Annotated in this window: 14 protein-coding genes; 5 read left to right on the top strand and 9 right to left on the bottom strand. The window is 65.9% G+C overall.

What is annotated here, in order from left to right; genetic code table 11:
* Positions 1-268 precede the first annotated feature (268 nt).
* Positions 269-745: a MarR family winged helix-turn-helix transcriptional regulator gene (locus KHO41_RS28670; RefSeq protein ID WP_011295878.1), complete on the top strand. Its 477-nt coding sequence runs from the start codon at positions 269-271 to the stop codon at positions 743-745.
* Between the two features lie 195 nt (positions 746-940).
* Here KHO41_RS28670 and KHO41_RS28675 read toward each other — a convergent pair whose 3' ends face one another.
* The 5 genes from KHO41_RS28675 to KHO41_RS28695 all read right to left on the bottom strand — a co-directional run bounded on the left by KHO41_RS28675 (position 941) and on the right by KHO41_RS28695 (position 4,436).
* Positions 941-1,867, bottom strand: a complete 927-nt coding sequence (locus tag KHO41_RS28675) for a LysR family transcriptional regulator (protein WP_211956623.1) — start codon at positions 1,865-1,867, stop codon at positions 941-943.
* Between the two features lie 41 nt (positions 1,868-1,908).
* Positions 1,909-2,619, bottom strand: a complete 711-nt coding sequence (locus KHO41_RS28680; RefSeq protein ID WP_211956624.1) for an SDR family oxidoreductase — start codon at positions 2,617-2,619, stop codon at positions 1,909-1,911.
* Positions 2,620-2,672: 53 nt separating this feature from the next.
* Complete coding sequence (locus KHO41_RS28685) at positions 2,673-3,236, bottom strand: ester cyclase (protein ID WP_211956625.1); 564 nt, start codon at positions 3,234-3,236, stop codon at positions 2,673-2,675.
* Between the two features lie 41 nt (positions 3,237-3,277).
* On the bottom strand, positions 3,278-3,676 hold the full coding sequence (locus KHO41_RS28690; protein ID WP_211956626.1) for a VOC family protein: 399 nt from the start codon (positions 3,674-3,676) through the stop codon (positions 3,278-3,280).
* Between the two features lie 220 nt (positions 3,677-3,896).
* The gene (locus KHO41_RS28695; protein ID WP_211956627.1) at positions 3,897-4,436 is read right to left on the bottom strand and encodes a carboxymuconolactone decarboxylase family protein; all 540 of its coding nucleotides are present in this window, start codon (positions 4,434-4,436) and stop codon (positions 3,897-3,899) included.
* A 134-nt stretch (positions 4,437-4,570) separates the two neighbouring features.
* Between KHO41_RS28695 and KHO41_RS28700 the strand changes: the two genes are divergently transcribed.
* A complete protein-coding gene (locus tag KHO41_RS28700; RefSeq protein ID WP_211956628.1) occupies positions 4,571-5,539 on the top strand; it encodes an AraC family transcriptional regulator in 969 nt (322 codons plus the stop codon).
* A 19-nt stretch (positions 5,540-5,558) separates the two neighbouring features.
* On the opposite strand, the gene KHO41_RS28705 is transcribed toward KHO41_RS28700, so the two are convergent.
* Complete coding sequence (locus KHO41_RS28705; RefSeq protein WP_211956629.1) at positions 5,559-6,428, bottom strand: LysR family transcriptional regulator; 870 nt, start codon at positions 6,426-6,428, stop codon at positions 5,559-5,561.
* Positions 6,429-6,555: 127 nt separating this feature from the next.
* Between KHO41_RS28705 and KHO41_RS28710 the strand changes: the two genes are divergently transcribed.
* The 3 genes from KHO41_RS28710 (at position 6,556) to KHO41_RS28720 (ending at position 9,127) form a co-directional block, all read left to right on the top strand.
* Positions 6,556-7,542, top strand: coding sequence for a zinc-dependent alcohol dehydrogenase family protein (locus KHO41_RS28710; protein WP_211956630.1), 987 nt, complete (start codon positions 6,556-6,558; stop codon positions 7,540-7,542).
* Positions 7,526-7,795 carry a pyridoxal-phosphate dependent enzyme gene (locus KHO41_RS41980; protein WP_376989846.1) on the top strand — a complete coding sequence of 90 codons (270 nt, stop codon included), beginning with the start codon at positions 7,526-7,528 and terminating at the stop codon, positions 7,793-7,795. Before KHO41_RS28710 ends, KHO41_RS41980 begins: the two co-directional genes overlap by 17 nt.
* 930 nt (positions 7,796-8,725) lie before the next feature.
* The gene (locus KHO41_RS28720; protein WP_211956631.1) at positions 8,726-9,127 is read left to right on the top strand and encodes a cupin domain-containing protein; all 402 of its coding nucleotides are present in this window, start codon (positions 8,726-8,728) and stop codon (positions 9,125-9,127) included.
* A 171-nt stretch (positions 9,128-9,298) separates the two neighbouring features.
* Here the strand turns inward: KHO41_RS28720 and KHO41_RS28725 are convergent, their stop codons facing one another.
* Genes KHO41_RS28725 through KHO41_RS28735 form a run of 3 tightly spaced genes read right to left on the bottom strand, consistent with a single transcriptional unit; the run spans position 9,299 to position 13,712 of the window.
* Positions 9,299-10,690 (bottom strand): efflux transporter outer membrane subunit, encoded by a 1,392-nt coding sequence (locus KHO41_RS28725; protein ID WP_244874070.1) that lies wholly within the window; start codon positions 10,688-10,690, stop codon positions 9,299-9,301.
* Positions 10,687-12,636 carry a MacB family efflux pump subunit gene (locus tag KHO41_RS28730; RefSeq protein ID WP_244874071.1) on the bottom strand — a complete coding sequence of 650 codons (1,950 nt, stop codon included), beginning with the start codon at positions 12,634-12,636 and terminating at the stop codon, positions 10,687-10,689. The genes KHO41_RS28725 and KHO41_RS28730 overlap by 4 nt, the downstream gene beginning before the upstream one ends.
* Positions 12,633-13,712, bottom strand: coding sequence for an efflux RND transporter periplasmic adaptor subunit (locus tag KHO41_RS28735; RefSeq protein ID WP_211956645.1), 1,080 nt, complete (start codon positions 13,710-13,712; stop codon positions 12,633-12,635). The genes KHO41_RS28730 and KHO41_RS28735 overlap by 4 nt, the downstream gene beginning before the upstream one ends.
* Between the last annotated feature and the right edge of the window lie 50 nt (positions 13,713-13,762).

Below are 13,762 nucleotides of genomic sequence, written 5' to 3' on the forward strand. Positions count from 1 at the left end.
AGACCGTGTGTTGTGGTGATCGGAAGTCTAGGCGCTCAACCCCATATATGACAAGATCTTGATATAAATATTTTGAGAAGCCACTTAAATTTGCCTATCAAATCCAGTGCTAGGCGCGGAATCTATGTCAACACATTGATGTTAAAGCACAATAAAAAAGCTGCGGCCCCTGGTCAGGGCGGCGCAGCGGCGACGGCAAGGTATCATCTGGCGTCCAGTCGATTCATGCCTCATGGAAGCCAACAAGATTCGAAGCAAAGGGAAGCAGATGAAATCCGCAAGCGCAGAAGAGCGTCCTGACCAGTCCGGACTGGATGTCACCAACCGGCTGTTCTTCCGACTTTTTCAGGTGGGCAACATCCTGCATCGCCAGACCGCCAACGAACTGGGGATCAGTGGTGTGCAGTGGGCCGTGATGGGAGCACTGTCGCGGCCGAAGGCCACGCACGGCATGTCCTTCTCCGAACTGGCCGAGTATCTGGTGGTGAGCCGCCAGAACCTCGATGGCGTGCTAAAGCGGCTCGAGCGCGAGGAACACGTCTCGCGCGTGACCAGCGATGAAGACCGCCGCGCACGACGCGTGGTCCTGACCAGCAAGGGAAGGCAGTTCTGGGAAGAACTGCAGCCGAAGATCCACGAGTTTTACCGCCAGGCGGTGATCAACCTTCGTTTTGATGACAAGGTCTCCTTCCTTCACTACATGAACACACTCAAGGGCGACCTGAGCACCGTTCACCTGACGTGACATCCGTGCCGGGTTGGACTGCCGGTCGCACGGATCATGATTGTTCATGCACGCCTGCCTGTAAATTTACGTTATTGCATGGCGCGCAAACAAAAATGAATGCCATGGAGGCGTCCCGGAGTCACGTTCGCATAGGCAAGCGCCGGGCAGCCGCAGCAGCGTAGATGCAGCCAGCAGCGAACGTGTACTGCCCGGCTAGCGGAAAAACTTCTCGAGTTCTGCAGAAGCCAGCGCTATGCGCTCTCCCAGAAAATCGAGCAGCACACGCACACGCGGCGCCATGTATCGATTGCGTTGAAAGAGGGCATTCATGGGCAAGTCCGGACAACGCCATTCCGGCAGCAGCAGTTCGAGCCGCCCATCGCGCAGATCGGCCGCGATATCCCAGATCGACTTCATGGCAATGCCGCGTCCTTCCACAGCCCATTCCCTTGCCAGTGCACCGTCGTTCGTCTCGCGGGAGCTCGCAACCGGCGCGGAAAATTGCACGGTTTCCCCGTCGCGAGTGAAGTGCCAATCGTTGGCGACGCCCGACGCCGACGACAGCAGTATGAACCTGTGTTCCGACAGGTCGTCGGGATGAACGGGAACACCGAACTTCTGTATATATCGAGGCGACGCACACAGTGCACGCCGGTTATCGGCAAGGCGTTTCGCGATCATCGTGCTGTCGGCAGGCACGCCAAACCGGATCGCGATGTCGATATCGTCGTGGAGCAGATGCTGGATCGAGTCGGACAAGACCAGCGCGATGCTGACGTTCGGATGCTCTTCATTGAATTCGTCCAGCCAGCGCCTCAGCATACTGCGCCCGAAGTCCGACGTTGCGGAAACGCGCAGGCGTCCGCTCACCTGTGTGTGGCCTGCATGAAGCATGGCATGCGCATCTTCAAGCGTCTGGAGTGCGTGCTGGCAATGGGCAAGGTAGATCCGGCCCTCATTGGTCAGCCGCAACTTGCGCGTCGTACGCTCGAACAATTGCGTGCGCAGCGCAGACTCGAGCTTGACGAGCCGGGCGCTGGCCGCAGCCGGCGACAGGCCGAGCTTGCGGCCCGCTGCCGAAAGACTGCCGAGATTTGCCGCTTCGACGAAGAGCCGGATATCGCCAAGGTTGTCCGTCATGGCCGCTGGCACGCGTTGGGGGCAGGTCTTGCAGGCAGGCTTTATGCGATCGCCCCGCCTCCGTCAACGAGTACCGTTGATCCAGTGGCATACGGGGTCGATGCAAGATAGAGGATCGCGTTGGCAACGTCTTCTGGCCGCCCCACCCGGCGCGCCGGCAGCCGTGCCGCGGCGGCTTCAAACATCTTCTCCCGCGCGGCTTCATCAAGCTTCGACCACAGTTCCGTAGCGATCAGGCCCGGAGACACCGTATTGACGCGAACCGGCGAGAGTTCCAGCGCCAGACCCCGGCCAAGCGATTCGAGCGCGGCGTTGATCGCGCCCTGCAGCACGGACGTCTGGCTGGGACGCACGGCAAGAAATCCCGATACCAGCGTGAGGGAACCGCCCTCGCGGATCCGCGCGGCGCGCGCTACGCGATAGGCGCCCCAGAACTTGCTATCCATTGCGCGATAGGCGTCGGCCAGTTCGAGACCGCGTACCGACCCGGTCGGCGTGTGCGCCGCCGACACAATGACGTGGTCGAATGCTTCGGCGGTATCGAAGAATGCCTGGACGCTGGCATCGTCGGTAGTGTCCATGGTGGCCGTCCTGACGTTTTCACCCAGCTTGCGGGCGGCCGCCTCAAGCTTCGCCTGATTGCGGGATGCGATCGTCACGTGCGCGCCCTGCAGCGCAAACGCGCTGGCCGTGGCGGCGCCAATGCCCGAACTGCCACCGACGATCAAGACCTTCATGCCATTGAAATTCATGATGCAACTCCTTCGTGGTCCTTCATCCGGGCTGTATCCCGGTTTCCGCCTGCTTACTTTGCCACTACCCCCAGTTGCTGCAGGAACGTGAAGTTGTCCTCGAGATGCCAGTTATCGGTGATTTGCCCGTTCCTGACACGATAGATGTCAGTGGCGATGAAGTCGACCGGCTGGCCCTTGCCTTGCACGTCGTTGAACCTGCCGGTGAAATGGCCGGTAAAGCGCAGATGGGAAATGACGCGGTCGCCGGTCACGATCATCTGCTCGACGGAAGCATGCACGTCAGGCACTGCCGCATGAAATCCCTGCGAAGCCGCAAGCGGACCGGCAATGCCTTGTGGCCGGCCCGCTGGCAGTGTGCGATCCGCAAAGTCCGGAGCGAGCGCCCGGCGCGCCTGTGCCTCGTCGCCCGTGCTCCAGAATGTCGCGTAGGTCCGGGCAGCCAGGATCTGCGCCTGAAGTTGCTGCGCTGGCAGCGTCTTGTCGACGATCAGCGTCTCTGGTTGCGCAAGTTCATCGTCAGCGGCAATGGCAGGCAGCGCTGCCGAGAACATGGCTGCACCGATTGCAGCGAGCGTGGCATGGACGAAGTGACGGGCAAGCGATGGGGTGGTCATGATGGGCTCCCTGGGTGGAACGGAAATACGGTGGCCGGGTGCTAGGTAGTTGTCTGGCCAACAACATTGGCGAGCGCCGTGACGAACTCCACGCCGACGCCAGGCGCGATGGAAACAAACAACTGCACGTCTTGCAGCGGTGGCAAGCTGGACACGTGATGGGAGATCTTCCTCGCATCGAGGCGGGCCAGAAGCGCGGCCCATTCGCCTCGACTGCCGATGCGGAACGCGATGTGGTCGATACGATTCAACGCCAGGCCATCGATGCCCTCGCGCGTAGCCGGAGCGAGATGAACGACGGGACGACCGTCGAGGTACAGCCAGTAACCTTCGAAGCGAAAAGGCGGGCGAGGGCCCTCCTGCAGGCCAGCGACTTCAATAAGGAACTGGCGAACGGTCGCGAGATCCTCGCTGACGATGGTGGCGTGGTCCAGTTGCATGGCGGCGTACCCGTATCGGTCAAGTTGGTATCCATTCTGGTTGCCGCTGCACCGATTGAGAATTGGGCTGGCGCTTGAATGATCTTCAAGCGAAACAGAAGAATCCCGAAACCCTGTTCGTGCCAGAGATACCTGACCCGCTGGACGGGTATGTCCGGACTCGGGCCGGCCTCGCCCCCCGGCGGCGCTGCCCATTCAAGGCGCCCGCCGGGAGAGCGTGTCAGGCCACCGCCGGGAAATCCAGCGTCGTGTCGTTCACACGGTTGACCATGTTGGTGAACAGGATGGCACTCATGGCCTGGATGACCTCGACGATCTGGCCATCCGTGTAGCCGGCGGCGCGCACCGCCTGCACGCTCTCCGCCGGCACCGTACCACGGGTACCAACGAGTTCCAGCACGAAGCGCACCAGCGCATCGATCTTCACGTCATCGGGGTAGCTTCCCTCCCGCAACTGGCGCATCTGCTGCCCGCTGTATCCTGCCAGCTTGCCCATGAGCGTGTGTGCAGCCACGCAATAGTCACAGCCGGTGTGCTCGCTGACGGCCAGGTTAATCGCCTCCAACTCACGCGCCGACAGAGCGCCATTCTTCAAGATCTGCCCTGTCTGCAGCGCATTGGCAAGCACAGCAGGGGCATTGCTGCCGATGGTCGCATAAGCATTCGGCACCTTGCCGATTGCCTTGCGGATGGCGCCGAACAGCTCGGCGGTCTGGCCGGTGGCGTCCTGGACGGGGATGGTATGCAGACGAGTGGTCATGATGGTTCTCCGGTTTCCTGTCAGTGAAGGCAAGCACTGCTTCCCTTGACTTCATGGTAGGCCCCTGGAAGATTCGAAAGAGCTAGAATCCGCTCACGTTTTTGCTCTATCGTCTCATCCACGAGGGAGACCCCATGGACAGTCTCAGCGAACTGGTGCGGCTGCTGTCGCCATCCGGCACGGTGGACCTGCATTGCCGCGTGGCCGGCGCGTGGTCCGCGCATAACGCGCAGGCGCCGGCGGGCCACATGCCATATCACGTGATCCTCGACGGGCGTGCCAACGTGACAATCGGCAAGGACGTCTTGCCGGTGAGCGCAGGCGATGTCCTGCTCTTTCCGCGCGGCGCTGCGCACACGCTGGCCAGCGCGCAACGCACCAGGCGAAGCGGGCCGCCGCGCGGAACGGCATCGCAGCGCTTCAACGGCGTGGTCACGGAAATCACCGTGCCGGGGGCCGACGCGCCACTCGACATTCTCTGCGGCACCTTCGTTCTGGGCGGCGGCGCCGGAATCCTGCTGCGCGCACTGCCGGAGATGCTGTGCGTGCCTACGGCCGGGCCATCCTCCGGCGAGGCCGGGCATGACGCTGGCTGGCTGCGCGGGCTGATCGGCATGATGCATGCGGAAGCCGAAACGCCTCGGCCGGGCGGTGCGGCCATCATTGCCGACCTGTCGACCGCGCTCTTTACGGTGCTGCTGCGCACGCTGATCTCGCGCGGTACGGTGACACGGGGGGTGCTCGCCCTGCTGGCTGACACGCGCATGGCGAAGGCGGTGGATGCCGTCGTGGGCGCACCGGAAAGGCCGTGGACGATCGAAAGCCTGGCGCAGTCCGCCAACGTCTCTCGCGCTACGCTCGCGCGGCGCTTCACACAACTGGGCGGCATTACACCGCTGGAACTCGTGACGACGCTACGCATGGAGCGCGCGGCGCGCCTGCTGCAGCAGGACAACCTCTCGGCCGCCGCCGTCGCCGAGCGGTGCGGCTACGCCTCGCAGGCTGCGTTCGGGCGCGCCTTCAGCGGACAATTCGGTGTGGGGCCAGGCGCGTATCGGCGCCAGCAGCGATCATTGCGAACCACGATGCGCGATGCCGTCTGACGGAGCGCGCGCGGCGCACCTATCGCTCTCCCAGGCACGCCACCGTCAGGTCCACTAACGCCCGCAAGCGTGCCAGCCGGCGCAGGTCGCGGTGAAGGCCAAACCAGACATCGCGCCCCGGCGGCGCTTCGCCCAGATCGATGCGCCGAAGGTCCGGCGTGGCATCGCCCAGCGCACACGGCAGCACTGCGAAGCCACCGCCCTCGGCGCACATGCGCGCCTGTACGCCACGGTTGTTACTGCGATAAACGATGCGTGCCCTGGGCAGCAATCGCCCGACCCATGCCACGTCGGGCAGCGTGCCGAAAGCGGTATCCATGCTGATGAGCGCTACACCCTCGCCATCGCCGGCGCGAGGCGCCACGAGATCCCGGTGCCCGTACAGCGCGTAGTTCATGTGCATCAGCTTGCGCTGGATGACGTCGGGTTCCTCGAACGGCGTGATGCGAAACGCCAGGTCGGCTTCGCGGCGCGCCAGACTGTATTGGCGGGAATCCGTCACCAGTTCCAGCGACACATCCGGATGCTGCCTGAGGAAACGGGCAAAGACCGGGGTCAGCACATGCATGCCGAACCAGTCGGACGACGTGACACGCAACGAGCCTGTCAGTGTGTTGCCCTGTCCTGCCAGCGCTCGGGAGAGGCCGAGTGCCTCCTCCTCCATGCGCTCGGCGTAGACCAGCACGGCGCTGCCTTCGTCGGTCAGCACCAAGCCATCACTGGTGCGGTGGAACAAGGCCTGCCCGACCGCCTCCTCCAGCGCCCTCAGGCGCCGGCCCATGGTCGGTTGTGTCTGGCCGATCACCCGGGCCGCGCCGCCGAGCGTCCCGGCCCGTGCGATGGCAAGGAAGATGCGCACATCGCTCCATTCGAGTCCACGGTCATGCATTTATGACTAGCCACCATTCAGGATTATTAATTTCCATGCGATTCCGCATGAACCATCATGAGTCCAACGACACGCGGAATGCAAGATTGCCAGGCGTGACGACCGAATGGAAACACAGGAGATGACGATGTCCATGCAGGCCCTGGTGCTGAACCACTACAACGGCCCCCTCGAACCAACCACACTGCCCCGGCCCACCCCTGGCCCTGGGCAGGTACTGGTACGCATCGCTGCGAGCGGCCTCAATCCGCTCGACACCAAGATCCGGGCGGGCGCCGCCGCGCATGCGCGGCATCCACTACCACTCGTGCTTGGCATTGACATGGCCGGCACGGTGGAAGCAGTCGGTGCAGGCGTTACCGCTTTTCACCCTGGCGATGAAGTCTACGGCATGACCGGCGGCGTGGGCGGCCTGCAGGGTTCGCTCGCGCAGTATGCTGCCGTCGACGCAGACCTCCTGGCCCGCAAGCCCTCGAATCTGTCGATGCGCGAGGCCGCTGCCCTGCCGCTGGCTTTCATCACGGCCTATGCCGGTATCGTCGATCGGGCGCATCTGCGGACCGGCCAGACCGTGCTCGTGCAAGGCGGCGCTGGCGGCGTGGGCCATATCGCGGTGCAACTGGCACGCGCGCTGGGCGCCACAGTGTTTGCCACGGCCAGTGAGAAGGATCTTGACCTGGTGCGCGAGCTCGGCGCAACGCCCATTGACTACCGCGCGCAGCCTGTCGAAGCGTACGTCGCCGCGCACACGCAGAGTGAAGGCTTCGAGCTGGTCGTCGACACGGTCGGCGGCCCGACCCTGGATGCCTCGTTCACTGCGGTGAAGCACTTCGGCCACGTGGTGAGCGCGCTCGGCTGGGGAACGCATGCGCTGGCCCCGCTGTCATTCCGCGAAGCCACCTACTCCGGCGTGTTCACACTGTATCCGCTGCTCACCGGCAAGCTGCGCGCCCATCACGGCGAGATAATGAGCGAGGCCACGCGGCTGGTGGAAAGCGGGCTGTTGCGGCCGGTGGTCGATCCGCGCCGCTTCACGCTGGCGCAGGCGGAGCAGGCATACGAACTCGTCACCGCAGGCACCGCGCGCGCCAAGGTGGTTGTCGAGATCGCGTGATGGCATCGAGACCCCTCTGCTGGCCTCGCCATCGCTGAGCGCAGCGGCCGGACGTACTGTCTGGCTCAAGCTGGAATCGCTGCAGCCGTCCGGATCGTTCAAGCTGCGTGGCATCGGCGCCACCTGCGAGACAGTTCACACGCTTGGCCTCTTCTTCGGCATCGCCGTCCGTCGTGCTCGGGCCAGATGTACGGATGTGTGGTTGGTATTGGGCGTGTCGTTCTTGGCGGGCGCCGCGGTTTCGCCGGCGTAGCCGGCGAGTCACTTTTTGTCCGAGCGACAAAAAGTAACCAAAAAGCGCGTCGTTGCCGCTGGCCATCAATTCCACGGCGACAGTGGTTCAAACGGCTTTGGACGCCTGCGATGGTGGTCGGCCGTTCGACCCTGCTACGCCATGTGAGTCAGAACCTGTGCCTCACGCGGCACGGCTTTTGGACAATCCCCAAGACGGACTCGGGTACAGCGTTCCAATCAGATGAGCGGTGGGACGCCTTCGGCTGCGCTGCGCGCGCGTCGTCGTCTGGGTGCGATCTCATCAACGTCGCTGGCGCCCGAGGTCTGTATTTCTTCTCCCTCTCTCCACATGGCGCATGCAATGCGCGGGCCTCGTTACCGAGGCGTGGGTTGCCCTGGGCTGGCGACCTCAGACTAGGGCTCTGCGCGGAGCGCAGCCGAAGGCGATTACACGATATCGGTAGCAGCAGGGGCCACAGACGCTTGCAGGGCTCGTCCAATCAGCGCTGTATTCCCGGCCACGGTGGTGCCCCACGCGGCAGGCAGCGTAATCCACTCTGAAGCCCATACCCGTACAACACCCTCAGCACACTACGATAAAAATTCGCCCCTTTGGGGCAACCAAAACGCGTTTTTGGTTACTTTTGTCGCTCGGACAAAAGTGACTCGCCGGCTACGCCGGCGAAACAGCAGCGCCAGCAAAGAGCGATAACCCCGCCCGAACGACAAGCCCCCGCTGGCTACCCCGACGAAACAGCAGCGCCCGCCAAAAACCATACCCCCACCCGCATTTCGGCGAAGAACCCTTCTTCGACCTTTGTACCGGCATGTATTACCACGCCAGGGGAATACATGCCGAAACACTTCCCCTTCCCCCCAATACATCACCGATACGTCGACCTACTGAAATGGAGACTCCTCTGGCTAACCGTAACGAAGGAGTCTCCACATGAAGTCGATTCGAATCATGGCTGCCGTCCTGGTCGCCGGCATGGGCGCGATCATGCAGGCCGTGCCGGCGCAAGCAGCCGATATCCACCGCACCGATCTCGTCCAGCACGCACTCAGCGCGCCGGGCATCGAAGGCATCCAGGTCCGGGTGGATTTTGATCCGGGCGCCTTTGCGCCGAAGCACACGCACCCTGGCGAGGAGATCGCCCATGTCCTGCAGGGATCGCTGGAATACCAGCTTGGCGATCAGCCGCCTGTCACGCTGAAGGCCGGCGAATCGCTGTTCATCCCGGCGGGGACGGCACATTCCGCGCGCAATGTGGGCAGCGGGCAGGCATCCGAACTGGCGACCTATGTCGTCAGGAAGGGCGCCCCGCTGGTGGTGCCCGCCAAGCCCTGAAATCTTTACCTCGTTCCGGGGGGCGGCTGCAAACGAGGCAGAAACCCGATCCGTCCCGCGCGGACCGCGCGCGGTTGTGGTCGCGTTACCTGTGCGAGCAGTTCCGGGACAATGACGCCGTGGCGCCGCACCTCGCGTCGCGAAGCTGTGCAATGGCCAGGCCCCGCCGCTTCAGCTGCCCCACCCGCCGCCGAGCGCCCGGTACATCGCCACCCGCGCCCGCAGCCTTGCCAGCCGCAGTTGTACCGACAGGTCCTGCGCTGCATAGAAGGTGCGCTGGCTGTCGAGCAAGGTGAGCAGCGTCTCGGCCCCGGCCCGGTAGCGCGCCTCCGACAACGCGACGGCGCGGCGGGCCTGGGCGAGTTCTTCGGCCTGGGCCAGCGCCTGCGCGTCGGCACCCGCCACGGTGCTGAGCGCAACTTCGGTGTCGGCGAAGGCATTGACGATGGCCGCGCGATAGTCCGCCAGCAACTCGGTACGCTGCGCCAACGCAATGTCGCGATTGCCGGCCAGCCGCCCGCCATCGAAGATCGGTGCCAGCAACCCGGCGGCCAGCGTATAGACGGGCCCGTCAAACAGCGAGCCAAGGTGCAGCCCCGAATAGCCCAGTCCCACGCCGAAATTCACGGACGGCAATAACGCGGCGCGTGCCGCGGCCACGTTGGCATCGGCGGCTGCAAGGCGGGCTTCGGCCCGCGCGATGTCGGGGCGCCGGGCCAGCAGCGTGGAAGGTGTTCCCGCGCCGATATCCGGCAGTTGCAGGCCATCGAGCCCGGCGGTCCGCAGCGCCGGGGGCGCCGGCTCGCCCAGCAGCACCGCCAGCGCGGTGCGGGCATCGCGCTCTTGTTGCCGCAGGGCAGGCAGTGCGCGCTCCTGCGCCGCCACGAGCGCCCGTTGCTGTGCCAGCTCGAGCTGCCCGGCGGCGCCGGCGCGCCCGCGCGCCTCGACCAGCCGAAGCACGCGCCGCGCGTTGTCGAGGTTGCGCCCCGCGATCTCCCCTCGCTCGCGCAGGGCCTGCGCCTGCAGCCAGGTGTCGGCAACGCCTGCGGTGACGGTCAATTGCACGGTATCGCGGTCGAAGCGCGAGGCGCGCAAATCCTGCAGCGCCCCTTGATGCAACGAACGGTAGCGTCCCCACAGGTCGACTTCGTAGCGGGCAAACAGGCTGACGCCATAGAGCGGGCCATCAACCTGCGCGTCGCCGCCAAGCCGTCCTTCGCGCGTCACGTCGGCGCGGGCGTTCAGTTCCGGCCAGAGCGGCGCACCCGCGACAGCGGCGCGCGCCTGCGCCTGCTGCACGCGCGCGACCGCGGAGGCCAGGTCCAGGCTTTGCTGGCGCGCACGGCGCACCAGCGTGTCCAGTTCATCGTTGCCGAAGCTGAGCCACCAGCCGTCATCGACGCTGTCGCCGGCGGTGACCGTTTGCGGTGCGCTCCAGGCAGCGGGCACCGTAACGGCGCGATCGGCGCGGTCACCGTGCAGCGCACAACCGGGCAGCACGATGCCGGCCAGTGCGATCCCGGCCAACGGCACCAAGCGAAACAACGAGGCCCGCATCGTCATTCCCCCGCCAGTGCCAGCACCGGGTCCAGCCGTGCCGCGCTGCGCGCCGGCATGAAGCCAAACACCAGCCCGGTCAGCACCGCGCAGCCAAAGGCCAGCGCGCAGGCCGCCGCAGAAAATGCCACCGGCACGTCGGCCAGCCACAGTCCCACTGCGGTGATCAACCCCGCCGCCACGCCAACGCCGCCGCCCACCGCCGTCACCAGCACCGCCTCTGCCATGAATTGGCGCTGGATATCGCGCTGACGTGCGCCGGTGGCCACGCGGATGCCGATTTCGCGGGTGCGCTCGCGGACCGTCATCAACATCACGTTCATCACGCCGATGCCGCCAACCACCAGCGACACCGCCGCGATCAGGCCCAGCATCACGGTCATGGTGCGCGCGGTGGCGGTCTGGACGCGGATCGCCTCGGCCTGGTTCCAGATGCGGACGTCCTTGCCGCGCCGGTGCTCGGCCAGGCGTGCCTCGATGGCGGCGGCGGTCTCGCTGGCCAGGTCGCGATCGCGGATCTCCACGGCGATCCAGCTCGGGTATGGGCGCCCATAGAGCCGCGCCACCGCCGCGGACATCGGCACCACCACGCGGTCGTCCTGGTCCTCGCCGCCTGACGAACCCTTCGCCGCGAGCACGCCGACCACCTGGAACGGCACCTTGTCCACCAGGATGTCCTGCCCCACCGGGTCGCTGCCATCGGCAAACAGCCGCTTGCGCACGGTCTGCCCGATCACCGCGACCTTGGCCGCGCGCCGCTCGTCGGCAGCGTCGAACATCGCGCCCTCGGTCACCGGCCAGCGCAGCACCTTGCCGAATGCGACCGTGGCGCCGCCGCCCTCCGTGTTGTGGTCAATGCCGCCGCGCCGCACCACCACGCGATCCTCGATATACGGCGCCACCGCCAGCACATTCGGCACGCTCTCGATCACGCCGACATCGTCCAGGCGCAGCGGCGCGCCGCGCTCGCGCGACGAGGCGCTCATCGCGGCCACGAACATGGTGCGCGAGCCGAAGGTCTCCATCTGCGCCATCACCTGGTTCTGCGAGCCGCTGCCCACCGCCAGCATGACGATCACCGAGGCCACGCCGATGACAATGCCCAGCAGCGTCAGCCCGGTGCGAAAGCGGTTGCCCCACATCACGCGCCATGCCGCGCGCATGGCGTCACGCAGCTCTGCGGCAACACTGGCTTCGCCCCCGGCCAGCGCGGGGATCGCTGCGTCTGCCGCCGCTGCCGCCGGCTCTTGCGGCTCGCCCGAGTCGGCCACGATCTGCCCATCACGGATCTCGATCACGCGCGGCGCCTGCGCGGCGATCTCGCGGTCGTGGGTGATCAGGATCACGGTATGCCCCTGCGCGGCGAGTTCGCGCAGCAGCGCCATGACTTCGGCGCCGCTGCGGCTGTCCAGCGCGCCTGTGGGTTCGTCGGCCAGCACGATGCGGCCGCCGTTCATCAGCGCGCGCGCGATCGCCACGCGTTGCTGTTGCCCGCCGGAAAGCTGGCGCGGCCGGTGGTCCAGCCGCGTGCCCATGCCCAGGCGCGACAGCAAGGTGGTGGAGCGCTCGCGGCGCGCGGCCTCGGGCATGCCGGCATACAGGGCGGGAATCTCTACGTTTTCACGCGCGGATTCGGTCGGCACCAGGTGGTAGCCCTGGAACACAAAGCCGAAGGCCTCGCGCCGCAGCCAGGCAAGCGCATCGGCGTCAAAGCCGCCGACGTCGCGGCCGTCGAACAGGTACTGCCCTTCACTGGCCCGGTCAAGGCAGCCGAGGATATGCATCAGCGTCGACTTGCCTGAACCGGAGGCCCCGACGATGGCGACGAACTCGCCCGCATGGATGCGCAACGACACCCCGCGCAACACCTCGGTGGCCGGGGCACCATCGCGGGGCTGGCCCCCATAGGACTTGCGGATGCCGCGCAGCTCGATCAGAGGCGCGCCGCTCACGATTCGCGCTCCGTCGCGCTGTCCGCCACCACGCGCTCGCCCGGCTGCAGGCCCTCCAGCACCTGGGCGCTGAAGCGGTTGCGCACGCCTACCTTCACGCGCCGCGTTTCCACCTCGCCGTCGGCGCGAAGCACGCGCGCGGTAAAGTGACCGCGCTCGCCATTCGCCGTGAGCGATGCCAGCGGCACCGTCACCACGTCCCGCGCGCTGGCTTCGATAAAGCTGACCTGCGCCGTCATTTGCGGCATCAGTTCGCCATCGGCGTTTTCGACATCGAACAAGGCGGTGTAGACAATCACCTTGCTGGCAGCGGAGGCGGGCGTGGCCGCGCCCTCGCTGCCGGTCTTGTCTGCCGGCGTCGGCGGCGCCGGCAGCACCTGCCGCACCTTGCCCTGCCAGCGGCGGGTCTCGCCACCGAGCGTGGTGAAGTACACCGGCATGCCGGGCCGTACACGGCGCACGTCCGCCTCGGACACCTCGGACCACACTGTCATCGTGCCGAGGTCGGCAATGCGCAGCACATTAGGGGTCTGGTAGGTGGCATTGAGGGTCTGGCCCTGGCGGGCATCGACCGACACCACCGTGCCTGCCATCGGCGCATAGATGCGGGTATAGCCGAGCCGCGCCTCGTCGGCCTTCAGCGTCGCCTGCGTTTGCGCGATCTGCGCCTGGATATGGTCGATGCGCGCGGCAGCCGACGCCAGCGCGGCCTCGGCACCCTGCACGTCTTCTTCGCGCGTGGCCTCGTCCGCGGCCATGCGGCGCTGGCGCGCATGCTGCTGGCCGGCCAGCCGGTGCTGCGCGCGCTGGTCGGCCAGCTGGGCGCGCAGTGCGGCCAGCGAGGCACGACCGGCGTCCACCGTTGCCTGCTGCACGCTGGGGTCGATCTCCACCAGCAGCTGGCCTTCCTTGACCACGTCGCCGGGCTGCACCAGCAGGCGGAAGATCTGCCCCGAGACCTGCGCGCCCACGTCGACATAGCGGCGCGGCTGCAGCGTGCCCAGCGCGGTCACGCTCGATTCGATCGTGGCGCGCGCAACCTGCACCGTATGCATGTCCTGCGCCGGCCTGCGCATCGACGCCGCCGCGCCCGCGCCCAGCACAGCCAGGACTACTATGGCGACCA

The sequence above is a fragment of the Cupriavidus numazuensis genome (assembly GCF_905397435.1).
GTDB classification, from domain to species: domain Bacteria; phylum Pseudomonadota; class Gammaproteobacteria; order Burkholderiales; family Burkholderiaceae; genus Cupriavidus; species Cupriavidus numazuensis.